A 22,463-nucleotide genomic window follows, 5' to 3' on the forward strand; every position below is an offset into this window, starting at 1 on the left:
AATGATCGACCCCCTCAGACCGGCATCCCGATATCGACCACCCGTGCCCAGTCCGGCGGACCGGCCGCAACGTAATCGGGATCGTGTTCCCTCCACGAGCTCTCCCGACGGAATAGTCCAACCACTGTCCGACATCCGGGTCGGCCGGTCGGCCAGGGTGTCTGGCCGTCGGTCAGCACGACGAGCACATCCGGCCGGGGCCGGCTTCGAAGCGCCTTGGCGAAACCTGTGCGCAGATCCGTACCCCCACCGCCCACCAGCGGTATCCCCTCGGCCCGGCACAGCGGATGCACGACCCGTGCCGCCGCGTCGCACGACAACACCGTGACGAGGTCGCGACGACCGCCCACGGCCCGGGAAATCGCGGCGACTTCGAGCAGCGCGCTGCCCAGTTCGGCATCGCTGACCGACCCCGAGGTATCGATGATCACGCCGACCCGAGGTGGTGTGCGCCGCAGGCTCGGCAGCACGGCCCCGGGCAGCGCGGCCGAGCGCCGCGCCGGCCGACCGTAGGTGTAGTCCTCGCCGACACCGGGCGCGGCGGTGGCCGAGCGGATGGCCGCGCCCAGCAGTTCCCGCCAGGGTTGTGGTGGGTGGAACGCCTCCTCCGCCCAGCGCCGCCACCCCTGGGGTGCGTCCCCTGGACGGCCGATAATGCCCTGCGCCACACGGAATCGGACCGCGTCGCGTTCCTGTTCGCTGAGGCCGTCCGCGCCGTCCGGTCCCAGTTCCCACCCGCGGTCGAGTCCGTCGGCGCCGCTGCCGCAGTCGAGCCAGGACAGATCGTCCGTATGCCTTCCGAGGCGGAACTGGCGCAGGTAGTCCTCCATGAGCTCGCCCCCGGACAAACCGAGAGTCGATGGTAGGACGGCACCCTCGGGCCGAACCAACCCGTCACCGAACGCGTCGTCGTTGATCTCGGCATCGGCGGCGATGTTCATCCGCAGTCGCTCCGCCGGGCCGGTCAGGCCGTGCTCGCGGGCGAATCGGTCACTTCGACCGTGATGGTCGCGCAGCAGATGCGACACCTCGTGCACCAGCACCGAGGCCAGTTCCTCCACCGGCGTGTAGTCCACGAACGCGGGCGAGACGTAGCACCGCCAGTACCGGTCCACACCCATTGTCGGTACTCGTCGCGACTCGACGATGTGCAGCGCGTACAGGGCGGTCGCCAGGTAGGGCCGGGCCCGGGCGGCGTGCAGGCGGGCGGCGAAGAATTTGCCGAGGTCCGGCTCGGCGGTGTTCGGCGTCATCGGCCGACCTTCGCGGCGACGCGGGCCGCGGCGCGATCCGCTCCCTGGGATACCGACACCATTCCGGCGAGCCGTTCGATCGACTCCGGCACGTCCCAGTTGTCCTGGCGCAGGGTGGCGAGGGTGGTCGCGGGGACGACCACCAGGTCCGGGGCTCCGGTTTCCACCGCCTTCACGAGTAGCGCCCAGGCCGCGTCCCAGCGGGATTTCGTCGGACGCCTGCGGACTGCCGCCACCACTCCGTCGAGCACGGCTTGGCGCAGATCGCCGCGCTCGGGCAGGTCGGCGGCGGCCGGATCGGCGAGCAGGACCTCGGGGTCCGGGAGGTCCATCCGATCGATGCCGGCCAGGAGTTCGAAGCCGGGGCCGTCTCCCACGGTGCCGCGGACCAGCAGGGAGAGCACATCTCGGGAAGAGCCGGCGGCGGTGGCGAAGGCGATCAGGCGCAGTGTCATATCCCAGCTGCGCGGCGACGGCCAGGCTCCGCCCCGGCGGGTTTCGCTGGTGGGGAGCTGATGCACGAGATTGGGGCGGGCCGCGAGGAGCCCACATACCGCGCTGCGGGCGAAAGCCACTGCCTCCGCGAATTTTTCCGGATCGAGTCGGGGCAGGGTCGCGCGCGGCCAGGTCCCGCCGAGGCCGCGGACGACCACGTCGTGGTCGTGGGCCCATTGCAGGTGCACGAACCGGTTGGCCAGTGGCGGACTCAGCTCCCAGCCGTCGGCCGCCGAGGCGCGCGGGTTGGCGGCGGCCACGATGCGGACACCGGATGGTAGTTGGAGTGCGCCGATTCGCCGTTCGAGGACGAGGCGGAGCAGGGCGGCCTGTACGGCCGGCGGTGCCGTTGACAACTCGTCCAGGAACAGCAGCCCACGGCCGGCCCGGACGAGTCGGACGGCCCAGTCGGGCGGTGCCATCGGAACACCGTGTTCGGCGGGGTCGTCGCCGATGATGGGCAGGCCGGAGAAGTCCGACGGCTCGTGCACACTCGCGATCACCGTGGTCAGCGGAAGATCCAGGGACTCGGCGAGCTGGGTGAGGGCCGCGGTCTTACCGATCCCCGGTTCACCCCACAGGAGTACCGGTAGGTCGGCGGCCACAGCCAGCGTCAGGGCCTCCAGCCGGGTGTCGGGGCGGGGTTCGGTGGTTACCTCGCCGAGCAGGGTCAGCAGATCGCCGGCGACGTCGAGTTGGGAGGTGTGGGCTCGGTTCGAGACAGGAGCGCACGGGGTGTCAGCGGGCATGTGTGAATCACCTTTGGGTTGAGAAAAATCGAGTGAGCGCGAGATGAATGCGGGACGGGGATCAGCGTGAGGTGCCGTTGCGCGGGTGCGCGCGGCGATCGCGGCGGCGACGATCGCCCTGAATGCGGGTAGGCCCGGCTCCGGCCAACCCTGCCCTGAACAGTCCGTAGGTGATCCGCCGTTGCGCGGCCACCTCCAACTCGTCCCGTAACGCACCATCGCGCAGCACGGCGTCGGGGCCGAGCAAACCTTCGACAACGGCCAGCGCACCGGCGGTGTCACCATGATCCAACCGTTCACGAACGCCGGCCAGACAGTCCGGATGCCGATGGGCTCTATCGATGGCCCGCAGACATGGCAGCGGAGTGCCGGCCAAGGCGACCAGCAGTTCCTCCCGCCGGATCTCGGCCGGGTCGTGATCGAGCGCGACCAGTACACCGTCGACCAGTCCGATCCGGTGCTGCTCGCCCCGGCACTCCACCAGGTGAGGCCGATCGACCCGTTCGGTGGTCCGGGACGAATCGGTCGGCGAAAAGCCCGGTGCCAGTGCCGACGCGACCAGCGGATGCAGCCGGTCGGCCGCTATCGCACCGGCACGGAGAAGTTCCAGGTCGGGCAGCGTCCAGGTCGCCGCGTCGGGCAGGACCGGGAGGGCGGACACCCCACCACGCGGGTATGACTCCGCGATCCGCAACGCGGGCGGGTCGTCGCCCTCCGCAGCCAGGTCCACGACCACCTCTTGCCGTGCCCCGAACCGCACCCGCAAAGGACCGTTCGGCCGCCCTTCGGCCCGCAACAGAATCCGCGCCTCGGCCGCCCATCGGTCGACGGCGCAACCCGCGGGCACCATTTCCGGCAGCCCGGCGTCGAGGTCACCGGTGCCGGCGCATTGAGCTGCCCCCGAACGTATCCGAAGCTCATCAACTCTGCGCGCGTCCCACAGGTGACGGTGGAGGTCTAGCCGGAAGCGCCTGTTGGGACGGGGATGCGGATGCAGGCCGGCGCCGGAGCGGGATCCGTCCCACAATGCGAGGCCGATCCGCTGGCCGGCATCCGCCCAAGCCGGCGCGGTCCGAACCACGAGGTACACAGAACCTGCTCTGTCACATCGGTTTCGAGTACCCGGTGGGCCGTACCGAGCCAGAGCGATGGTCAGACCCGGCCGCAGCAAACCGTCAGGAGCGACCCTGGGCAAGTGCCACCGCAACAGATCGGGAGCGAGATGGCGCAGGTCGTCTCGGAGCCGGGCTGCGACCTCCTGGCCGTGACTACGTGCCGGCGCCCGTAAATCGATATCGACATCGAAACCTGCTGCGGCACATGCTCCCGCCCAGTCTCCGACGTTACGCCGGGCGGTCGCGGTCTCGATCATGGAAGGCGGCACGGCGAACTCGCGCACACGCAGCCAGAAGGAAAGGCGGGAATCGTCCCCATTCGTGATCCGAGTGCGCATCAGCACTCACCTTGCACGAACGGGACCCCCAATCTTTGATCAGAAGGTGTCATCATCGTGTTGATCATATCGCCCCGCGCCGATCCCGGCCATCCGGGCCTCGATGCCTGCACACTGAGTGTGGAGTGGCGCGGGCTACCGGTCTCCGCGCACTCCCTGCACGGGTGAACGGGAGGAATCGCAAATGTCCGAGGCCACTACCCCGGGCCTGGTTGTCCCCGACGGGCGGGCACCGGCCACTGAACCGACATCGTCACGGGCGGCAACGCGTCGCGCTGTCTGGAACACGCTGCGCGGATCGTCGGGCAATCTCGTCGAGTGGTACGACGTCTACGTCTATACGGTGTTCGCCTCGTACTTCGAAAGCCACTTCTTCGATTCGGCGGACAAGAACTCCACCGTCTACGTGTACGCGATCTTCGCCGTCACGTTCCTCATGCGTCCGGTCGGTTCGTGGTTCTTCGGCCGCTACGCCGACCGCCACGGGCGGCGCGCGGCTCTCACATTCAGTGTCTCGCTCATGGCGGCGTGTTCGCTGGTTATCGCGATCGTGCCGGGACGAGAAGTGATCGGCGTGGGCGCCGCCGTGATCCTGATCCTGTGCAGGCTGGTGCAGGGGTTCGCGACCGGCGGCGAGTACGGCGCCTCGGCCACCTACATGTCAGAGGCCGCCACGCGGGAACGCCGGGGCTTCTTTTCGTCGTTCCAGTACGTGACCCTGGTCGGTGGTCACGTACTGGCCCAGCTCATCCTGTTGGTGCTGCAGGCGTTCATGGACAAGGAGGAAATCTCCGATTTCGGCTGGCGCATCGCCTTCTTCATCGGCGGCGTCGCCGCGGTCGTCGTGTTCTGGCTGCGCCGCAGCATGGACGAATCACTCAGCGATGAGCAGCTCGACGCGGTCCGCCGGGGCGATGACTCCGAATCGGGTTCGCTTCGTGAACTGGTGCTCAACCACTGGCGCCCGCTGCTGCTGTGTTTCCTGGTCACCATGGGCGGTACCCTCGCTTTCTACACCTACAGCGTGAACGCCCCGGCCATGATCAAGGCGGCGTTCGAAGGTCGAGGCATGACGGCCACCTGGATCAACCTCACCGGGTTGGTCTTCCTCATGGCGTTGCAGCCGGTCGGTGGATTGATCAGCGACAAGGTGGGCCGCAAGCCCGTACTGGTGTTCTTCGGGGCCGGCGGAGTCGTCTACACCTGGTTCCTCATCACTTTCCTGCAGAACGCGACGTCGGTGACGACAACCCTGTTGGCGACCTGCGTCGGCTATGTCGTGCTCACCGGCTACACGTCCATCAACGCCATCGTCAAAGCCGAACTGTTCCCTTCACATATCCGAGCCTTGGGTGTCGGTGTCGGATACGCCTTGGCCAATTCGGCATTCGGCGGTACCGCGCCGATGATCTACCAGGCCGCGAAGAACGGGGGACACGTGACGTGGTTCATCGTGTATGTCACCGCCGTCGTCTTCGCCTCCCTCCTGGTGTACCTCTCCGCCCTGAAGAACAAAGACGAGACGGCACTCGATCGGGAACAGGGGCGCGCGTTTCGTTAAGTGCCGGACCCCGGGTCGTGGGTCGCGGGTCGGCCTCTGGGGTGTGCGGGTATCGCAATGGCGGCCGATTTCAACGTTCGCTCTCGGGCAAACCCGATCCGCGCGTGGCGGTGCGGAAGTAGAAGTGGCCGAGGGCCGCGACCATTCCGGTCGTGGTGGCAGCGAGGGCCATGGCAGGCCCCAGTCCGAGGTGGGACAGGAGGAGTGCTCCCGCGCCGGCCCCCGATATGACTGCGACGATGGCCGCGACGCGGCGGTTCGGCAGGGCGGCTCGGGCCGGTTTCGCGGCCAGGTCGGCTGCGAAGAGAGTGAGTGTGGACGTTGCGACCACCGTTGTGACGTCCTCGAGTCCGTCGACGCCGACCGCGCCCATGCCCAGAATTACGATATTTCCGGTCATATTGCCGACGAAGACGCGGTCGAGTCCGAGATATCCCGCCGCGTCGACGAATCCCGTACCGAATGTCAGAGCGAGCATGAGCCATAGGCGGACCGACACGGAACCTCGGTCGCGCACGGGGCGCCGGCTGCGGTGCCGAGAGCGCCTTCGGTCCGACTCCCTTCGTGTAGACCCCGTTGCTGCTGGGCGCCATAGCCCTGTCACGCGGATCACCAGCGAATCATCGGTAGTGGGCGGACGGGATGACCGAGTGCGTATCCGGTGACGCGACGCGCGAGGAACAGATGGAATCCGAGGTACGGCAGCCGGTCGACCACGGTTTCGACCTGAGTACGGCGCAACGGCCTGCGCAGCAGGCCGCGGCTCGCATCGATCCGGTCGGCGATCCGGAATGTCTCGGTCAGCCGATCGTCGATGCTGCGTAGTCGATGGTGCTCGAGGACCATTCGCCGGGCTCGGTCGATGTCCGTGACGCCGAAGTCGGCAGCGTGTTCGGCGATAAGGTCTGCCGAAGGCACCAGGTAGTCGAGGGTTGCGGCGGTCCAGATCCCCAGGTCGTGCACGGCCCATGCGAGCGCCGCGAGGTCCGGCACCGGCTCGCCCAGCAACAGCTGCTGGTAGTTCAGACCACGCAGCACATGGTTGCGGTAGACCGGCAGATCGTCGCCGAGCCGGCCGTGGTGCCGTTCGAGCACCGCGTCCACGATCGGATGGGATGTGCGGATGTTCATCGTCACTCGGCTGTGCGGCGTAGGGAACTGATCATGTCGAGCGCGATCTGTCCCGCTTCGCGCCGCGTCCTCTCGTCGGTCGCGTCGGCGATGCTCCAGGCCAGTTCGGTGAGCAGTCCGTAGATGGCGCGGGCCGTGAGCTCGGTCGGACGGGGCTTGAAAACACCGGCTCGGACCAGCTGGTCGACCAAGTCGCGGATCAGGCCGACCATGTACCGCTCGTCGAGTTCGCGCCATCGGTCCCAGCCCAGTGCGAACGGCCCCTCCTGCAGCACGATGCGCTGATAGGCCGCGTCGGTGCATTCGTCGAGGAACACGTTCAAGGCATGGGTGGCGGTGTCCCAGGAGTTGCCCGGCTCACCGATCGCGCTCGTCAGACGTTCGGTCAGTTCCTGTTCGACCTGCTCGAACACGGCCTCGAACAGTCCTTGTTTGCCGCCGAAGTGGTGGTACACCGCGCCTCGTGTCAGGCGGGCGGCCCGAGCGATCTCGTCGGCGGAGAGTTCGGAGTACCGCTGTTCGATGAACAGCCGACGGCCCGTCTCCACGAGGGCGGACCGGGTGGCTTCGGCGTATTCCGCACGTCGTCCCTTGACAGTCACACCGACAAGACTACATTTACATACACAATGTATCTGAGATGTTAGGCGTATGTGGATGTTGGGCCTCAGAGACGTCATCGTGGTGGGGGCCGGCGCGGCCGGGCTGACCGCGGCCCGCACGCTCGCAGCGGCCGGACGCGATGTCCTGGTGCTGGAGGCTCGGGAGCGAGTGGGTGGGCGAACCCTCAATGTCGAGGTACCGGGCAGCGACGCGTACGTGGAGGTCGGCGGCATGTGGGTCGGCCCGGGCCAGGACCGGGTGTCGGCGCTGCTGACCGAACTCGGGTTCTCCACGTACCCCACGCACGATCGGGGTGCGAACATCGGCGAATTCGGCGGCCGCATCCGCCGCTACCGGGGCCGAATACCGAGACTGAACCCGCTCGTGCTCGCCGACATCGGCCTCACGCGGCTGCGACTCGATCGCTCGGCACGACGGGTACCACTACAGGCACCGTGGACAGCGCCCCACGCGAGGACGCTCGACGGTCGGACATTCGACACCTGGCTCCGCAAGCACTCGCACACCTCGACCGGTCGCGCGTTCTTCCGGCTGGTCACCCAGGCGGTCTGGTGTGCCGAGCCCGACGAGATGTCGGCCCTGTGGGCGCAGTTCTACATCCATTCGGGCGGCGGCATCGACTCGTTGATCAACACGAGCGGCGGTGCGCAGCAGGACAGGGTCGTCGGCGGCACCCAGCGGCTGTCCATCGCCATGGCCGAGGAAATGGGCGACCGCATCGTCCTCGGCGCCGCGGTGTCCGAGATCGAGTGGAGCGACAACGACGTCCGGGTGTGGGCCGGGAAACAACAGTGGCGGGCACGGCATGCGATTATCGCGGTCCCGCCCCCGCTGATAGCGCGCATACGATTCACGCCGGGTCTGCCCGCCGAGCGCACCCAGCTGCTACAACGTCTGCCGATGGGCCGGACGATCAAGGTCAACGCGGTCTACGACGAGCCGTTCTGGCGCACGCAGGGTCTTTCCGGGCAGGCCAACAGCGATCGGCGCGCGCTCGGCACGGTCTTCGATGGCGGGCCGCCGGACACCGAACCCGCGGTCCTGGTCGGATTCCTCGAAGCCACTCATGCCCGGACCGCGGCGCGCCTCACACCGAAACAGCGCCGCGATATGGTTCTCGACGATCTCGCAGCGTACTTCGGCCCCAAAGCACGGTCTCGTCCACGCACTGGCTCGCCTCGGCGGCCGCGATGGCGATCCTCGAGGACGGCGGTAACGCATTCGACGCGGCGGTGGCCGCGGCGTTCACACTGCATGTGGTCGAGCCGCACCTGAACGGGCCGGCGGGGGAAGTGCCGATCATTCTCACGCCGACGGGACAGGCACCGCGGGTTCTGTGCGGACAAGGGCCCGCACCGGCGGGCGCGACGATCGAACACTACACCCGTCCGGGCCTGGGCCTGGTGTCCGGAACCGGCCCGCCGGCCGCGGCAGTGCCGGGTGCCTTCGATGCCTGGATGCCGCTGCTCCGCGACCACGGCACGAAGCGGCTGTCCGACGTACTGGCCCACGCCATCTGGTACGCCGAGCGCGGGCACCCGGTGCTCGGGGATGTCCGGTACACCTTGTCCGCGATGCAGAACCTCTTCGAGTCCGAGTGGATCACCTCGGCAACGGTGTACCTACGAGACGGAAAGCCGCCCGCACCGGGACAGTTGTTGAAGAACCCGGTACCGGCACGAAACTGGCGGCGGTTGATCTCCGAAGCCGAGGCCGCACATGCGGACCGCAAGGCCCACATCGAAACCGCGCGACGCACATGGCGAGAGGGGTTCATCACCGAAGCGTTGACCGCCACCGCCGCGCAGCCCACGCCGGACACCCCGGGCGAGCGTCACACCGGCACCCCGACCGGTAACGACCTGGTGAATTACACCGCGACCTACGAGGATCCGGCCGCCTACACCTGGAAGGGCCGGACGATCGCCAAGCCCGGTCTCTGGAGCCAGGATCCGGTGTTCCTGCAACAGCCGGCCCTGCTGCCAGAACACTTGGACCACGGTACGGCCGATTACTACCACGCACCGATCGAGGGCTCGAAGCTCGCGATGGCGGACCGGGAGGCCCGGTATGGCGATGGTACGGATATGCCCCTGGAGGCGTTGCTGTCTCCGACATACAACGCGGAGCGCCGTGCTGCGATCACCCCGGAGGCGTCCCGCCGGCTGAGGCCCGGAAGCCCGGACGGCCGACCGCCGAGGGTGAGCAGCCATGCAGTTTCCACTGTGCCGGAACAGTTTCCGGCAGGCGTTGGGGAACCGACGGTGACCGCAACACGCGCCGCCCACGGCGACACCTGCCACCTCGACGTCGTGGACCGCTGGGGCAATATGATCGCCGCTACTCCCAGCGGCGGCCGGCTGGATCTACAGGGTGCTATCGACGCACCGAACTGGCATCAGGACAGTTTCCCCGGCTCGTTCTATCCACGTTCGATGAATCCGGGAGGGGTGACCATGGAATCGCGGTTCGGCGCCGAAATCCTGATCGAGCTGCGCCGACGCGGCCACCGGATCACCATGGGTGACGCCTGGTCGGAAGGACGCATCTGCGCTGTCGCCCGTGACCCCGAAGCAGGTGTGCTTTCGGCTGCCGCCAATCCACGCGGAATGCAAGGTTACGCGGCCGGTCGCTGAAACACCATCCGAACTCCCATTCACCAACCCACTACTCAGGAGAGCTCCATGTCGAGAAGAACGTTCCCTGTGCGGCGCGCGATCGTGACGATAATTGTCGCCGTGTTTTCGGTGATGGCCACCGGATCGTCGACAGCGGACTCGCCACCCCCGACCGGACCGGGAACGATTGTGTCGTCCCGACCGCTGGACGAAGCCGAGCTGATTCCCTCGGCCGTCACAGGATATCGGCTTGTCTACCGAACCACCGGTCAAAACGGTGAGCCGCAGATCAGTACCGGAAACATCTACCTGCCCGCGGGAAATCCCCCTCCAAGCGGTTGGCGAGTGGTGTCATGGGGGCATTCCACAAGCGGCATCGCGCAAGGCTGCGCACCCAATCTCATGGGCGGGATCGCGGACACATTCGACGAAACACCGCAGCTATCCGCCTACCTGGCACAGGGCTACGCGGTGGCGGCCACGGATTACATCGGGCTCGGCGCACCAGGACACTACGAATACCTGGCCGGGCGGGCCGCCGGGCACGCCGTGCTCGACATCGTTCGGGCCGGTCGCATCCACGATCCCGCACTATCGGACTCGTACGTGCCGGCCGGGCATTCCATCGGGGGGCAGTCGGCACTGTTCGCCGCGCAATTGTCACCGGACTACGCTCCGGAACTCGACTTGCGCGGCACAATAGCCTATGCCCCGACAAGCAACTACGAGGACCTGATCACCACACTGTCCGGGCCCGGCCTGGCGGTGCCGTTTCCCGAAGGGCTCCAGCTCAGGGTCTTGATGATCATGGGCGGCCTCGATCACGTGCGCCCGGATCTGCGCGTCACCGACTACCTGAGCGACCGGGGAAAGCAGGTGCTCGCCATCGCCGAGGCCGGTGAAGGATGCCTGAGGTCAGCGGGAGACGCTGTCGCGGGCCGCCCCTTCGGGGAGCTGTTCTCCAAGCCCTTGTCCGACCCGGCGCTGATCACCGCGCTACGCGACTACATGGCGGTACCCACAACCGGATACCACCGGCCGCTGCTGCTCCTGCAGGGCGGAGTGGATACCGTGCAGCCCATGCCGACCACAATGCTGCTGCAGCAACAACTCCGGCAAGGCGGCGCCGACAGCCGACTGCTGCTCTATCCACCGGCCACCCATTTCACACTCTTGCAGCAAGCTCGCTCCGACACGGACACATTTCTCGCCCACGTCCTGCCGACCCACTGATGCAAAGCGCGCCGGGCAGGTGGTTCCCGCTCGGTAACCCACGAACATGGGCGAGTGAAGTCCCGGCCCGCGCCCCCGCCCAATACCGGCGGTCACCCATACCGTCCGATGCATATTCGCCGGAGCGATCCAACCGATGACAATGACCACCGCCGGTGGTCATCACACGCAGTCCGAGCGCGTGAGCGCAAGGCCGCCCGGCCGGCGCGTGGACCAGGTCCAGGGTCTCGAGTCCCACTGCTGAGCGGCTGTTGGCGTGTGCGTGGTGGACGGGCATCATCCGTTGGCCGGCACCAGGTGTGTCCAACGTCTGACCTGGTATGACGGATAGTTATTCGTGAGTGTTTTCAGGTTGATTATTCTGACGACATCACCGGTTTTGGGCGCGTGTATGAACCGATTATTGCCAATGCATAGCAAGACGTGGCCTCCAGAACTACTGAAGACGAGGTCGCCGGCCTTTGGTATTCCTGTGACCTTACGTAGTTGGTCGCGCTGAGCCCAAGTTGTTCGTTTGATATCGACTCCGGCCTTTTTCAGCGCGTACTGCGTCAGGCCCGAGCAGTCCCAACCGTTCGGGCCTGTACCGCCCCATACATACGGTTTTCCCTTCTGCGCCATCGCCGCTGCGATCGCCTTCTTGATGGCTTTCGCTTTCTTCGTGGCAGCTTTTCCGGTCGGGCGCTTGGTCTCGGGTGATGCGCTGCCGTTTTCGCCTTGCTTGTCCTGCTCGAATTCCTTGGTGAGCGCGTCGATGGCGACGACGGTGCCATCGACGTTCCGCTGCCCACCGGACACGATGTTGCCACCGTCCCCGAGCGCGGTGGCGAACATCTGGTTGACCTGCTGCTTTTCGTGTGCGCTGTTGTAGGGTGGCGGATTTGCGCTCAAGGCGCTGCCTACGTTCTGCAGTACGCCGTTCATGGCCCTCTTTCCGGCAGCGTGCCCACCGGAAAAATCGTTCAGGACGGCATCCAACCGATGGTCGCGGCCTTCGAAGGTGTCGGCGGTGTCACGTTGGAGGGACTGCCGGGCGTTGATCGCTGTCACAGCGTCCCCATAGCCGGGTACGTCATCCGACTGCCGCGGCAGATTCCGGACCTCTGGGATCGTCGTGTCCCCCTTGCCGTACAGCGCGGCCATCTCCTCCAACGTCCGCAACGCACGCGCCTGCTCCGGGGACAGCCCGGCCGGCCGGGCATCGCCGTCACCGGTGTCCGACAACGCGTCGGTGCCTGTACCGGCAACCGGCATCGGGCCACTCCCGCCGGCGACCGGCGCCGAACCACCCTTTGCCGCGTTCAAACCGTCCAGCGCGGAAGCCATCAGCGGCATCATGTCCGCGGCGGTCGGCCCGGCCGTCCCGACGGCGGGCGAATCTCGACCGATCCGCTCCGGACCGACCCGCTCCGGACCGACCCGCTCCCGACCGACCCGCTCCGGACCGACCCGCGGCGGCTCCACCTGGGCCAACCCCGGCCCGGCCGATACCTGCCCCGGCTGCGGGACAGCTACATCACTCGGCGCCGCATGCGCAACCTCCCCCACCCGACCCGGCGGACCATGATGCCCGACATCATCCGCCCAACGAGTGTCCGGCCCGCCATGATCGACGACGCCCGCGGAACCCGGCCCAGGGCCATGCGGCAGACCCAGAGGATATGAAGGGTCAGGCGCGATCGCACCCGGGGGCGGACGTCGGTGTACTCGCCGATTCGACCACGGCGTCGCCGGCCCGGTTTGCTGATCTTCTCGGCTTTCCGGCTCGTTCGGATCCAGCTCCAGGTCCTCGGGCCAGATCTCGGCACTTGTCACAACCCACCTCCGACACCCGGCGTGGCGGGAAAGGCAACGGATGACAAGGCGGCACCGTCGAGATAATGGCGATGGGCGTTCATCGGCTCGGTCCTCGTACATCGGCCGCACGATTGCGAATCAATGGGGCGGCTATGGCAATTCGTGCATGTCAGTGTACATCCGGCGACGATTACCAGGGCTTCTTCGAAGCCGTGGTCGCCATTGTCGGGAATTCCCTACCGGTCATCGGTCCCCGGCAACTGGCTTTCGAGATCGCCATCGTGTAATGACCGATATCTTGGCCGCTGACTGTCCTGTGACGTAGACCTGGATGCGTTCTTCGGCGACGTTGTTGTCGATGAACACGTGACCGCGTTGGGGATCGCCGATCAGCACGGCCCGGTCGTCATCGACCTGAAACGCCATGGAGGGCCGGGAGGTTCGATTTCCGACTCGGGACGAATTCCGGCGCGCCGGAGACGGCCGAGCGTTTCGGATCGATACCGGCACCGAGCCGGACGGCAGTCGTATCCGGCAGCGCTTCACCTACGACACCGAGACGGAAGCGCGGCGCAGGTATCGTCGGATCTCCGCAGCCGTCGCCGCCGGAACCTTCGCCGGCCGGACCGACATCACTCTGCCGCAGGTGTGCGACGAGTGGCTCGAGTCGCGCCGGGACATACGGGAGAACACGCTGCGCAACTACCGCGATCCCCTGAAGTATGCGAAGCGCGACCTCGGTGCGATGAAGCTTCGGGCATTGCGGCAGTCCCACGTGGACGAATGGGTTTCCACGATGCCGGAGGCCGGCTCGAGGAAGAGCAAGCCGCCGGCGCCGGCTACCATCCGACCGGCTTTGGTGGCGCTTCGGCAGGTGACGGAGTACGCCACGCGGCAAGGTCTGATCGCACGCGAGCCGGCCGAATACGTGAAGGCTCCCCGGCAACGCCCAACCAAGGTCACAGCGTCGGACCAACGCGCCTCCCACCCGTTGGCAGAGTCTTGGCACACTGAGATTCGAAAGAGAAAGACCCGGCATAATTACCGGGTCCGACCTGATCACAGGAGTGGAGCTAAGGGGACTCGAACCCCTGACCCCCACACTGCCAGCAGCTTGCTCACCCCCTGCTCAGGGGTATTTTCCTGCGGAAAACGGTATGTCGTCGATGTCGTAGTCGGCGTGGTCGGCGGGGACGTTGTCGTAGTAAGTGTCGTGAGGAGGCAGTCTTGCCGCCACATCGCAAATTTCACGCAAAGCGCACGACCATTCATGCCGAGAGTGAATAACTCTCGCCTCGGTGGCGTCGCGGAGCGCCGCCGAGGCAAATCCCTCCCCGACAGTTCACGGCGTCGATCGTCCACGGAACAGGAGGCTCACCGCTGCCCTCACGTTAGCCGGACGACGCGAGTACCAGCACGAGGCGTACAAACCGGTTGCGGCATCCGATCGGGATTTCGGCTTCAATGGAGTTGGGACAGGTCAGTGGACACTAGTGTCCTGCACCGGGAATCCGTTGTTGAATTGCTGGTTTGTGGCGTGTCGGGGTGCGCGCGGCGGTCGGGGCGGGGATGCTGAGGGTTGTGGCCGAGCGTGGACGGCGGAAGCAGCCGTTGGTGTTGACCGATGAGGAGCGTGAAGTGCTCACGGGGTGGGCGCGTCGGCGGAAGTCGGCGCAGGCGTTGGCGCAGCGGTCGCGGATCGTGCTTGCCTGTGCGGAGGGTCTGTCCAACACCGATGTCGCTGCGCGGGAGAGGGTTTCGCTGCCGACTGTCGGCAAGTGGCGTAAGCGTTTCCTCGAGCGGCGGTTGGCCGGATCGATGTCTGGCGGGCCGACTGGCGAGAAACCCTCAGCGGGGTCGCATCGTATTACAAGACACTGCTCCCAAACCGGGTAGTCGCCTATCTGGATCCCCCGTACCTGTCGAAGTCTGGAAAGCTCTACCGACGCTCGTTCGACTCGACCAAGAATACCGCCGAGGCTGACCTCGACTGGATGTCGATGCTCCAGCATGAAAGCCTCGCGGAGTACCTACGTAGGCATATGCAGTTCCGGTGGATCCTGTCGTACGACTTCGACGCACGCCTCCTCGAGGACGACGCCCTCTACGCGGCGAAGCGGATGCAGCCCGACTGCGATAGTCGGGAACTACTCGGTACCAGGGCGTGGCGGATCGTGAGACGAAGCGTCACCCTGAACTACACCGCATCGTCGCGCAACGGACGCGGTCCAGCCAAGGAGCTGCTCCTGACCACATTGCCAGCGGAGACTGTTCCATCGAATGAGCGGCTCCGGACAATCCAAGAATGAGCTTTCTGGGACCCGTCGGTGGTCCGGCATCCCCGGGATGGGCCAGCTCGATCACTCCCCGATCGGTCCACAACCGCCCAGGAAGCCGAGCTTCAATCGTTCACCTTTGCGGCATCCATCACCCAGATCTCGTCATTGCTGCCGGAGCCCGAGGGATTCCCATCTTCTTCGCACACGTCACAGTTCCTCGTCGAAGCGGGAATACGAGGGTGTGCTGGCCTGTGGTCAAGCCCGGCCAAAACGTTCAGAACCGCCCACCGAACTCGCCCAATACAGACCAACCCTGCGCACTCGGTCGACGGCGCTAATGCTCTCTGCTGCAATGAATTCCGAATGGTCAACAAATTCGGGAGAGCAGCATGTGGCAAGAAATCGGCAAGACGGTCCGGACGGCGATCAGCGATTGGGGCCGGACCTGGCGGCTAACGGTGTGCGTTGGCGTGCTGACCGGTTCGGCGGTCGTGCTTACCTGGACACTTCCGCTGTAACCCGGACGCAGCACGAAGGACCCGTCAAAATGGACCCGATGAGAGCGGAAGTGGAATCGGAGATCGAGCGGTTCGTCGCTGACCTCCGAGCGTTGCGCATCGCAGCTGGCGATCCCAGCCCTGAGCGGGTCCGGAGACTCGCAAGTAGGATGATTGCCAACCCTGTGGGCACCAGCACGCTAAAACGTGCCAATAGCGAGCAACGGTTACCAAGTTTGGCGACCGTTACAACGTACATCATGGGATGCCGGGCGGCCGCAGACAAGGACGGCCTGCCAATCGACGAAACCCAATTCTCGGTGGAAATCTGGCATGAGCGGTGGAAGAAGCTCCGAGCGATGCAGGAGCAGGACCTTCGCACCCCGGCCGCACAGATTCCTTCCCCCTCCCCCAAGTCCTCCGAAGGCAACTCCGGGGTGACATCGGCAGCGTGTTTAGATCGTGCCCCCATGTGGCTGCCGAACCTCATAGATATGACGTACTTGCTGATGCTCGACTCGAGCCGAAGCAGCCGGGTCCGGACGAAGGGGGTCCGCTCTCTCGACGCCCGCCTCGAACAGGTGGCCGTATTAGGGAACACCATCGTCGTGAAGGGAAGGTTGGACGATGCCAATGAAATCGCTGCGCTGTTGACCGAATTGAGAATTGCCGGTGCACATGATCATATTGCAGCACTATTAAGCCTCGACATCGACCTCATGGCAAAAGTTTCAGTTGAGGATGAATGGGGAATCCGCACACTTCTTGAAGAACTCGGAATAGTGGCCGAAAAACTCGGAGAAGTGCGCGCCAACCAACAAGCCGCAGCATTGGCAGTCCGCATAGCCGGTATCTGTCAGTTCGATGACCTGTACCTGCTTCACGACCTCCTAAATGCACTGAGAAAAGTAGATGCTCACAATCAGATCGCTGCGATACTCGAGCGAAACCCTGCCATGACTGTACCCGCGGATGACGGATTCTACGTGGCCAAACTACTGAAGCAGTTTTGGGAAATCGGCGCGCACGAACAGGCAATGACACTGGCTGATCGGTCCGTTATTGGCGTGGAGTTCGACGATCAGGGGGAGGGTGTGGCTGCCTTGGTCAGGGTTCTGCTGGATATCGGTGCCGAATACAAGGCGACGCAACTAGCGATCCGCCCGGAATTCTTAGAGGATCCAGACGATGTCGCCAATCTGCTGTGGTGTCTCCGGGAAGTCGATGCTACTAATCAAGTCTCGGCCTTAATTTCTATGGACGTTGCTGCAAAGATCTCCCTCGACCGTGGAGTTTCTGAATTGGTGAGATCCTACTGCGAGGCAGGGGCAATACAACAGGCCACCACCCTCGCTAACCGAGCTACCGCGAATGGTGACGAACGAATTCTCAAGCAACTCGAAATATTCACCAGCAAGGAACAAGAGTCTCAGCTATCCACGATTGCGGCTGCGACCCTCGGCAGTACCTTATGGAACCAGCGAACCCTGGTAAACCCTTCTGAGCAGACCTGACTGCAGGGGTTCTCCAGATCAGCTACCTGCCGAAGAAGGCACAGCACGACCACCGCCTGCACAGTCCGGGCTTCCGAGACGAGTCATCCGCGCGTTTGTCCGCGACGTTCCGGTACAGGCATTGACGCCGTCGTCCCGATGTCGGAGGCGTCACACACCTACCGCCGGCACAGCCTCAGGTCAGCTGGCCGCAAGCGCAAGGACAGCCACCTCATCACCACCGCGAACAGTGATCGGGACATCTCTGCGGGACAACGGGGCGTCGTTCGAAATCGAATACGCCCAAACTCGAAGTGACCACCACACTTCGGCTCTCATTGCTCCCATTCAGAGTCGTTCCGGTGCGGCGATTCCCAGGAGTCCGAGGCCGTGGGCGAGGGTTCGGGCTGTCAGCTGGGTGAGGGCGAGGCGGTTGCCGCGGACCGGTTCGGGGGCGGTGAGGACGGGGCAGGTGTCGTAGAAGGCCGTGAATGCTCGGGCGAGGTCGTAGAGGTGGCCGGCCAGGCGATGGGGTTCGAGGGTTGCGGCGACTTCGGTGAGAACCGTTCCATATGCATCCAGGGTGAGGGTAAGTTCTCGTTCGGCTGGCTCGAGGGAAATGCCCGAGTCCACCGAAATACCGTTGAGGCCTTCGGCTTTGCGCAGGATCGAACGGGTTCGGGCATGAGCGTATTGGAGGTAGACGCCGGTGTTGCCGTTGAGTGCGGTCATACGGGCGGGGTCGAAGGTGTAGTCCTTGATCCGGCTCGTGGACAGGTCCGCGTACTTCACCGCGCCGATCCCGGCCTGCTCGGCAATACGGTCGAGCTCGACCGCGGGCAGGTCGGGGTTCTTCTCAGCGACCACACTGCGGGCGGCGGTGACGGCATCGTCGAGGAGGTCCATCAGGCGGACGGTGCCGCCGGCGCGGGTCTTGAAGGGCCGGCCGTCGGGGCCGAGGACGGTACCGTAGGGGACATGGTCGACGGTGACGGCGTCGGTGAGCCAATCGGCTCGGCGGGCCGCTTCGAAGATCAGTCGGAAATGCAGGGCCTGGCGGGAATCGGTGACATAGAGGAGCCGGTCGGCGTGCAGGGTGGTGATGCGGTAGCGGATGGTGGCCAGATCGGTGCTGTCGTAGCCGTAGCCGCCGTCGCTCTTGCGGACCATCAGCACCGCGGGGGTGTCGTCGGGACCCGTTACTTCTTCCGAGGCCACCACGATCGCGCTGTCGCTCTCAACGGCCACGCCCTTGTCGAGAAGCTCGGTGACGGTGTCGGCCAGCATAGGGTTGTAGAACGACTCCCCCGCATAGTCGTCCGGGCCGAGCAGCACACCCAGCCGGTCGTAGATCGCGGCGAACGCCTTCTCCGACTCGGCCACGATCTCCTTCCACCGGGCCACGGTCTGCTCGTCGCCGGATTGCAGGGCGACCACGCGCCGCCGGGCACGGTCGGCGAAGTCCGCGTCGGCGTCGAACTGTGCGCGTGCGGCCTTGTACAGCGCATCCAACGCCGAGACCGCGCTGTTCCCGGGGTCGCCGAGTTCGTCTTGATGCCACGGTGTTTCGGGGTGCTCGTCGATGTATTGGATGAGCATCCCGAACTGGGTTCCCCAGTCACCCAAATGATTCGCGCGGACCACGTCCGCACCCAGGAAGGCTAGGACGCGGGCGAGGCTGTCCCCGATGATCGTGGTGCGCAGGTGCCCGACGTGCATTTCCTTGGCTACGTTCGGGCCCGAATAGTCGATCACCACCCGCCGCCCCGTCTCGGCGGCGGGAACACCGAGCCGCTCATCGGCCAGCCGGGCTGCGACCTGGGACCAGATCGCGACATCGGAGACCGTGATATTGAGGAAACCCGGCCCCGAGAGTGTCACGGATTCGACCACCTCGAAGCTGTCGGCGTCGAGCTGCCGTACCAGTGATCCGGCCAGGTCGACGGGCTTTGTCCCGGTTTTCTTGGCCAAGGGCAGCGCGGCGTTGGACTGGAAGTCGGCGCGGTCAGAGCGTCGCACCACCGGATCGGCTCCTGCCAGGTCGGGTCGGACTCGGCCGATCGCCTCCGACACAACGGCAGCGACAGATCCGAGCAGCGGCACAACACCGGCAGAACTCACCTGGGATTCCTTTCCTGAACGACGGTAGGCACCGAGTATCTCAGGGGCCTGTGTATGCGTGAGGGTCGCGGTGGGATCGGGCCGTCGCCCGAACACGGAGACCAGGAAGAACCTTAAGGTCGCCTGCGGTGACGAGCGCCAAAACTCCTGCTGCAACAGCCGAACGAAGATAGGGGCTGGATGTATATCCCAGGAAATCTTTGCCGCAGGCACCGGTGGAACTCCGGGACAACGCCTCGACCGCATCCGCGATCGTAAGCGAGTGGTTGCCGATCATCGAGACGGCGAGCCGGGCGATGCCGTGTTCGGCCCGCTGCCGATCGAACCGGTAGCGCTGCACATCGCCGCCGAGGAAGATGTGTTGACTGGTGAGCGCATTGAGCAACAGTCGCCGGCCGAATTCGGTCGAGTTCAGCCACCATGGTTCGACGATCACCGGTCCGGGGGCGAATCGACCGTCGACCCGGTCGAAGCACCGCAACTCCACCGCGGCATTCACATCCTCGTGGGTTGCGAAGAGTTTCGTCCGATAGTCCACCTCGGTGTCGAGGTCGAGCCCGAACGCGTGGTGCAGCGAGACCACCCGGCTGATCAACGCCCTCATTCGTGCACTCTCCGGCCGCTGCCGGCCGATCAGGACGAGATCGAGGTCCGAGTTCGGCCCGGCAAGCCCGCCGGCATGCGAACCGTAGGCAAGTCCGTAGCCGTCCGGAGCGAATTCCGCCGTGATGGCCGCCGCCGCGGCGAACAACTCGTCGGTCATGGCAGTACCTGAGGCAGGGACGCGCGGGGATGGTCTGCCCGGTGGAAGTCGATCAGGTGAACGCCGCTGGGAAGTGCGACGGCGCCGTCGGGCAATGTATGCCGGTCGATGAAGTCGTCGACGATCCGAGCGAGTTCCTGATCGTTCGTCAACTTGGGGTGGTGTTTGAAGTGGACTCCGAAGAACCAGTCACGAGCGGCCGCCGGATCCGGTGCCCAGGCGACTCCGCCGAGCCGGGTGTGGTTCAGCGTTCCTCGACCATTCTCTTCCAGCCGCCGGAGAGCGTCGATCAGGAGATTGCGGGTGTAGGAGCGGCCACCTTCCGGGAAGGGCACGACCTTTTCCCAGCCGTGGGTGACGAGTCGTTGTTCCGGGCTTTCGGCGTCGAACAACAGCGCCGTCAAGTGTCCGTTCGGGGCGAGAAGGTCGATCATCTGGTGTATGAAGGAGAGCGCCTGCTCCCGTGCGGGACCCGGTTCCGGGTTCGGCACGACCCCGGACGCAGACAGGGTTTCGAAGAACTCGCCGAGTGGATAGCTCAACGACCAGAACGCTGCCACCACATCGAAAGTCGCCTGCCGACCCTCGGCGAGGAGGGCCGCGACGGCATCCCGGGTATCGGCGCACAGTGTGCGCGCATGCGGAAAGCCCCGGGAGACCGCGGTGATCATTGCCGGGCTGTAGTCGGCCAGGACGAGCTCACGGGCGTAGGGGGCGAGCATGCGTGTGATCCGGCCGGTGCCGCACCCGAGCTCAGCGATCCGCAGTGCTGGGTCAGGAGTGCCGAACAGGTCGGTCATCCGGCGCCGTACGAATTCGGTGTCCTCGATCCCGCCGAAAAAGTGGCGTAACAGCAGACGGTCGTAGACGCCCTCGGTCTCGTAGACCGAGCGGAACTGATCGGTGGTCGTCATGCGGCACCCTCCAAGTCTGCGGCGAGGTGGTCGAGGTAGGTCACGACGTCGCGCATGTGCTCGCTTGTGAGGCCGGGATTGTTGGCCATGAACCGCAGCGGGCGCAGGACCGCGCCGTGGCGCAGTCGGCCGAGATCGTCGCGCAGGGTGAACTGATGCAGGTGCCACCGGCCCTCGTCGAGCATCCGCTGATGGATGGCGAGGTTGAACTCGTTGACGGCGGCAATGTCGGCCTCGGACAGCGGAACGGACTCGTCGACTCCGCCGGGAAGGTACATGAACACGACGACCGCCAGATCGGGATCGTTGAGCCGGACGAGCCGGGGATGCGCATCGACGAGCGCGGCAAACCGACGAGCCGCGGCGACCCGGTCCTCGGCGAGCGCAGCCAAGCCGGAACGGCCACGGCCGAGCATCATCATCCACAGTTTCAGCGAACTCCAGTCCTTTGTCCCGAGAAGCGGCGTGACCTGGCCGAACGCGAAGTCCTCCTGCATGATCAGGTCCGAGTAGGTGGATACCGTCCGCAACGCTGCTGGGTCGCGGACCAGTAGCGCGCTAAGCCCGTATGGGATGGCCATGATCTTGTGCGGGTCCACGGTGACGCTGTCGAATTCCGCGATGCCGTCCAGCAGCGGCCGCAACCGCGGGCTGAACGCGGCGAGCAGACCCCAGCAGGCATCGACGTGCAGCCAGATTCGGGGATCGAACGAGCGCACGAGGTCGTGCACGGCACGGAGATCATCCACAGTCTGCGTGCGGCTGTCGCCGGCGTAGGCGACGACAGCCATCACCTGCCCGAGATGCCCACTGAGCGTGCGCTCGAGGGCTGTGAGGTCGTAGCGGAAACCGATGGTCGGGACTTCGATGATCCGGGCGCCGCAGCCGATCCATGTCAGCGCAGCCTTGACACTGTAGTGTCCGATACCTTCGGGGACGACGACCGAAAACCTTTCCGGATAGGTGATGCCAGCGCTCATGGTGCCGGGAGCCGCAGTCTCGCGTGCCAGCATCATCGCAATCGTATTGCTCATCGTCCCGCCGGGACCGATCACACCACCCACGTCCCACACCGAGCTCACCTCGGACACCGCCGGATTCATGAACCCGAGGAGGTCTCGTAGCCACCGCAGCACCGCGATCTCGATGAAGGTGGCGCTCGGCGAGTCGAACGATTGGTTGATCATGTTCTGCTGGGTCAGCAGCGACAGGACACCGCCCATCAGTGCCGCCGGGTCATCGCCGGTGTCGCCGAAACCCAGAAACCGCGGCGATGCCTCGTTCTTGCACAGTGGCAGCACCTGATCACGGAACTGCCGATAGACCTCCTCATACCTCATAGGTACTTCCGGGAGCTCGGTCAGCAGCAGGTCACGAATCTCGTTCGGCGGCATACGGTCGCCGTAGATCTCATCTCGGCCCTTGAACGCCAGACCAAGATCCAGCGCACGATGCAGCATTTCGAGAACATCCGGCCCGGTG

20 protein-coding genes are annotated in these 22,463 nt (G+C 65.4%); 9 read left to right on the top strand and 11 right to left on the bottom strand.

Annotated features, from left to right (window positions below; all coding sequences use genetic code 11):
* Positions 1-14 precede the first annotated feature (14 nt).
* The 3 genes from ON20_RS18645 to ON20_RS40310 all read right to left on the bottom strand — a co-directional run bounded on the left by ON20_RS18645 (position 15) and on the right by ON20_RS40310 (position 3,347).
* Entirely contained in the window at positions 15-1,253 is a 1,239-nt protein-coding gene (locus ON20_RS18645) for a vWA domain-containing protein (protein ID WP_040837160.1), read from the bottom strand.
* On the bottom strand, positions 1,250-2,497 hold the full coding sequence (locus ON20_RS18650) for an AAA family ATPase (RefSeq protein WP_040837161.1): 1,248 nt from the start codon (positions 2,495-2,497) through the stop codon (positions 1,250-1,252). The genes ON20_RS18645 and ON20_RS18650 overlap by 4 nt, the downstream gene beginning before the upstream one ends.
* Before the next feature lie 61 nt (positions 2,498-2,558).
* Positions 2,559-3,347 (bottom strand): hypothetical protein, encoded by a 789-nt coding sequence (locus ON20_RS40310; protein WP_306306861.1) that lies wholly within the window; start codon positions 3,345-3,347, stop codon positions 2,559-2,561.
* A 787-nt stretch (positions 3,348-4,134) separates the two neighbouring features.
* On the opposite strand from ON20_RS40310, the gene ON20_RS18660 reads away from it, so the two are divergent.
* A complete protein-coding gene (locus ON20_RS18660) occupies positions 4,135-5,511 on the top strand; it encodes an MFS transporter (protein WP_040837163.1) in 1,377 nt (458 codons plus the stop codon).
* A gap of 70 nt (positions 5,512-5,581) precedes the next feature.
* Here ON20_RS18660 and ON20_RS18665 read toward each other — a convergent pair whose 3' ends face one another.
* The 3 genes from ON20_RS18665 to ON20_RS18675 form a co-directional block, all read right to left on the bottom strand.
* Positions 5,582-5,989 (bottom strand): DUF1275 family protein, encoded by a 408-nt coding sequence (locus tag ON20_RS18665; RefSeq protein WP_083865052.1) that lies wholly within the window; start codon positions 5,987-5,989, stop codon positions 5,582-5,584.
* Positions 5,990-6,120: 131 nt separating this feature from the next.
* Positions 6,121-6,642: a hypothetical protein gene (locus ON20_RS18670; protein WP_040837303.1), complete on the bottom strand. Its 522-nt coding sequence runs from the start codon at positions 6,640-6,642 to the stop codon at positions 6,121-6,123.
* 2 nt (positions 6,643-6,644) lie between these two features.
* A complete protein-coding gene (locus ON20_RS18675; protein ID WP_040837168.1) occupies positions 6,645-7,244 on the bottom strand; it encodes a TetR/AcrR family transcriptional regulator in 600 nt (199 codons plus the stop codon).
* 49 nt (positions 7,245-7,293) lie between these two features.
* Here ON20_RS18675 and ON20_RS34580 point away from each other — a divergent pair, with 49 nt between their 5' ends.
* From ON20_RS34580 to ON20_RS18690, 3 genes are all read left to right on the top strand, one after another.
* The gene (locus ON20_RS34580; RefSeq protein WP_245547310.1) at positions 7,294-8,541 is read left to right on the top strand and encodes a flavin monoamine oxidase family protein; all 1,248 of its coding nucleotides are present in this window, start codon (positions 7,294-7,296) and stop codon (positions 8,539-8,541) included.
* A complete protein-coding gene (locus tag ON20_RS18685; protein WP_083865037.1) occupies positions 8,457-9,902 on the top strand; it encodes a gamma-glutamyltransferase in 1,446 nt (481 codons plus the stop codon). Before ON20_RS34580 ends, ON20_RS18685 begins: the two co-directional genes overlap by 85 nt.
* Before the next feature lie 384 nt (positions 9,903-10,286).
* Positions 10,287-11,117, top strand: a complete 831-nt coding sequence (locus ON20_RS18690) for an alpha/beta fold hydrolase (RefSeq protein ID WP_245547311.1) — start codon at positions 10,287-10,289, stop codon at positions 11,115-11,117.
* Between the two features lie 276 nt (positions 11,118-11,393).
* Here ON20_RS18690 and ON20_RS39050 read toward each other — a convergent pair whose 3' ends face one another.
* Positions 11,394-12,443, bottom strand: coding sequence for a C40 family peptidase (locus ON20_RS39050; RefSeq protein ID WP_245547312.1), 1,050 nt, complete (start codon positions 12,441-12,443; stop codon positions 11,394-11,396).
* 623 nt (positions 12,444-13,066) lie between these two features.
* Between ON20_RS39050 and ON20_RS39940 the strand changes: the two genes are divergently transcribed.
* The 5 genes from ON20_RS39940 (at position 13,067) to ON20_RS18715 (ending at position 17,204) form a co-directional block, all read left to right on the top strand.
* A complete protein-coding gene (locus tag ON20_RS39940; protein ID WP_281032888.1) occupies positions 13,067-13,201 on the top strand; it encodes a hypothetical protein in 135 nt (44 codons plus the stop codon).
* Between the two features lie 137 nt (positions 13,202-13,338).
* A complete protein-coding gene (locus tag ON20_RS40600) occupies positions 13,339-14,490 on the top strand; it encodes a tyrosine-type recombinase/integrase (protein ID WP_083865039.1) in 1,152 nt (383 codons plus the stop codon).
* Complete coding sequence (locus ON20_RS18705) at positions 14,484-14,810, top strand: helix-turn-helix domain-containing protein (protein ID WP_245547323.1); 327 nt, start codon at positions 14,484-14,486, stop codon at positions 14,808-14,810. Before ON20_RS40600 ends, ON20_RS18705 begins: the two co-directional genes overlap by 7 nt.
* Positions 14,811-14,914: 104 nt before the next feature.
* On the top strand, positions 14,915-15,223 hold the full coding sequence (locus ON20_RS18710; RefSeq protein WP_157228894.1) for a DNA adenine methylase: 309 nt from the start codon (positions 14,915-14,917) through the stop codon (positions 15,221-15,223).
* Positions 15,224-15,860: 637 nt separating this feature from the next.
* Positions 15,861-17,204 carry a hypothetical protein gene (locus tag ON20_RS18715; RefSeq protein WP_218002554.1) on the top strand — a complete coding sequence of 448 codons (1,344 nt, stop codon included), beginning with the start codon at positions 15,861-15,863 and terminating at the stop codon, positions 17,202-17,204.
* 327 nt (positions 17,205-17,531) lie between these two features.
* Here the strand turns inward: ON20_RS18715 and argS are convergent, their stop codons facing one another.
* From argS to ON20_RS18735, 4 genes are read right to left on the bottom strand one after another with little or no spacing between them, the layout of a single operon-like run.
* The gene (argS, locus tag ON20_RS18720; RefSeq protein WP_040837309.1) at positions 17,532-19,304 is read right to left on the bottom strand and encodes an arginine--tRNA ligase; all 1,773 of its coding nucleotides are present in this window, start codon (positions 19,302-19,304) and stop codon (positions 17,532-17,534) included.
* Between the two features lie 40 nt (positions 19,305-19,344).
* Positions 19,345-20,067 (bottom strand): nucleotidyltransferase family protein, encoded by a 723-nt coding sequence (locus tag ON20_RS39055; protein WP_040837178.1) that lies wholly within the window; start codon positions 20,065-20,067, stop codon positions 19,345-19,347.
* Positions 20,064-20,981 carry a class I SAM-dependent methyltransferase gene (locus ON20_RS18730; RefSeq protein WP_040837179.1) on the bottom strand — a complete coding sequence of 306 codons (918 nt, stop codon included), beginning with the start codon at positions 20,979-20,981 and terminating at the stop codon, positions 20,064-20,066. The genes ON20_RS39055 and ON20_RS18730 overlap by 4 nt, the downstream gene beginning before the upstream one ends.
* Positions 20,978-22,441 (bottom strand): pyridoxal phosphate-dependent decarboxylase family protein, encoded by a 1,464-nt coding sequence (locus ON20_RS18735; protein ID WP_083865055.1) that lies wholly within the window; start codon positions 22,439-22,441, stop codon positions 20,978-20,980. Before ON20_RS18735 ends, ON20_RS18730 begins: the two co-directional genes overlap by 4 nt.
* Positions 22,442-22,463 lie beyond the last annotated feature (22 nt).

The organism is Nocardia brevicatena NBRC 12119, assembly GCF_000308495.1.
In the GTDB taxonomy this organism is placed as follows: Bacteria; Actinomycetota; Actinomycetes; order Mycobacteriales; family Mycobacteriaceae; genus Nocardia; species Nocardia brevicatena.

Bases quoted from the DNA above. Each gene is read 5' to 3' on its own strand.
- ON20_RS18645 (WP_040837160.1), bottom strand. From the start codon at position 1,253: ATGACGCCGAACACCGCCGAGCCGGACCTCGGCAAATTCTTCGCCGCC.
- ON20_RS18650 (WP_040837161.1), bottom strand. From the start codon at position 2,497: ATGCCCGCTGACACCCCGTGCGCTCCTGTCTCGAACCGAGCCCACACC.
- ON20_RS40310 (WP_306306861.1), bottom strand. From the start codon at position 3,347: ATGGTGCCCGCGGGTTGCGCCGTCGACCGATGGGCGGCCGAGGCGCGG.
- ON20_RS18660 (WP_040837163.1), top strand. From the start codon at position 4,135: ATGTCCGAGGCCACTACCCCGGGCCTGGTTGTCCCCGACGGGCGGGCA.
- ON20_RS18665 (WP_083865052.1), bottom strand. From the start codon at position 5,989: ATGCTCGCTCTGACATTCGGTACGGGATTCGTCGACGCGGCGGGATAT.
- ON20_RS18670 (WP_040837303.1), bottom strand. From the start codon at position 6,642: ATGAACATCCGCACATCCCATCCGATCGTGGACGCGGTGCTCGAACGG.
- ON20_RS34580 (WP_245547310.1), top strand. From the start codon at position 7,294: ATGTGGATGTTGGGCCTCAGAGACGTCATCGTGGTGGGGGCCGGCGCG.
- ON20_RS18685 (WP_083865037.1), top strand. From the start codon at position 8,457: ATGGCGATCCTCGAGGACGGCGGTAACGCATTCGACGCGGCGGTGGCC.
- ON20_RS18690 (WP_245547311.1), top strand. From the start codon at position 10,287: ATGGGCGGGATCGCGGACACATTCGACGAAACACCGCAGCTATCCGCC.
- ON20_RS39050 (WP_245547312.1), bottom strand. From the start codon at position 12,443: ATGGCTTCCGCGCTGGACGGTTTGAACGCGGCAAAGGGTGGTTCGGCG.
- ON20_RS39940 (WP_281032888.1), top strand. From the start codon at position 13,067: ATGGCAATTCGTGCATGTCAGTGTACATCCGGCGACGATTACCAGGGC.
- ON20_RS40600 (WP_083865039.1), top strand. From the start codon at position 13,339: ATGGAGGGCCGGGAGGTTCGATTTCCGACTCGGGACGAATTCCGGCGC.
- ON20_RS18705 (WP_245547323.1), top strand. From the start codon at position 14,484: ATGCTGAGGGTTGTGGCCGAGCGTGGACGGCGGAAGCAGCCGTTGGTG.
- ON20_RS18710 (WP_157228894.1), top strand. From the start codon at position 14,915: ATGCTCCAGCATGAAAGCCTCGCGGAGTACCTACGTAGGCATATGCAG.
- ON20_RS18715 (WP_218002554.1), top strand. From the start codon at position 15,861: ATGATTGCCAACCCTGTGGGCACCAGCACGCTAAAACGTGCCAATAGC.
- ON20_RS39055 (WP_040837178.1), bottom strand. From the start codon at position 20,067: ATGACCGACGAGTTGTTCGCCGCGGCGGCGGCCATCACGGCGGAATTC.
- ON20_RS18730 (WP_040837179.1), bottom strand. From the start codon at position 20,981: ATGACGACCACCGATCAGTTCCGCTCGGTCTACGAGACCGAGGGCGTC.
- ON20_RS18735 (WP_083865055.1), bottom strand. From the start codon at position 22,441: ATGCTGCATCGTGCGCTGGATCTTGGTCTGGCGTTCAAGGGCCGAGAT.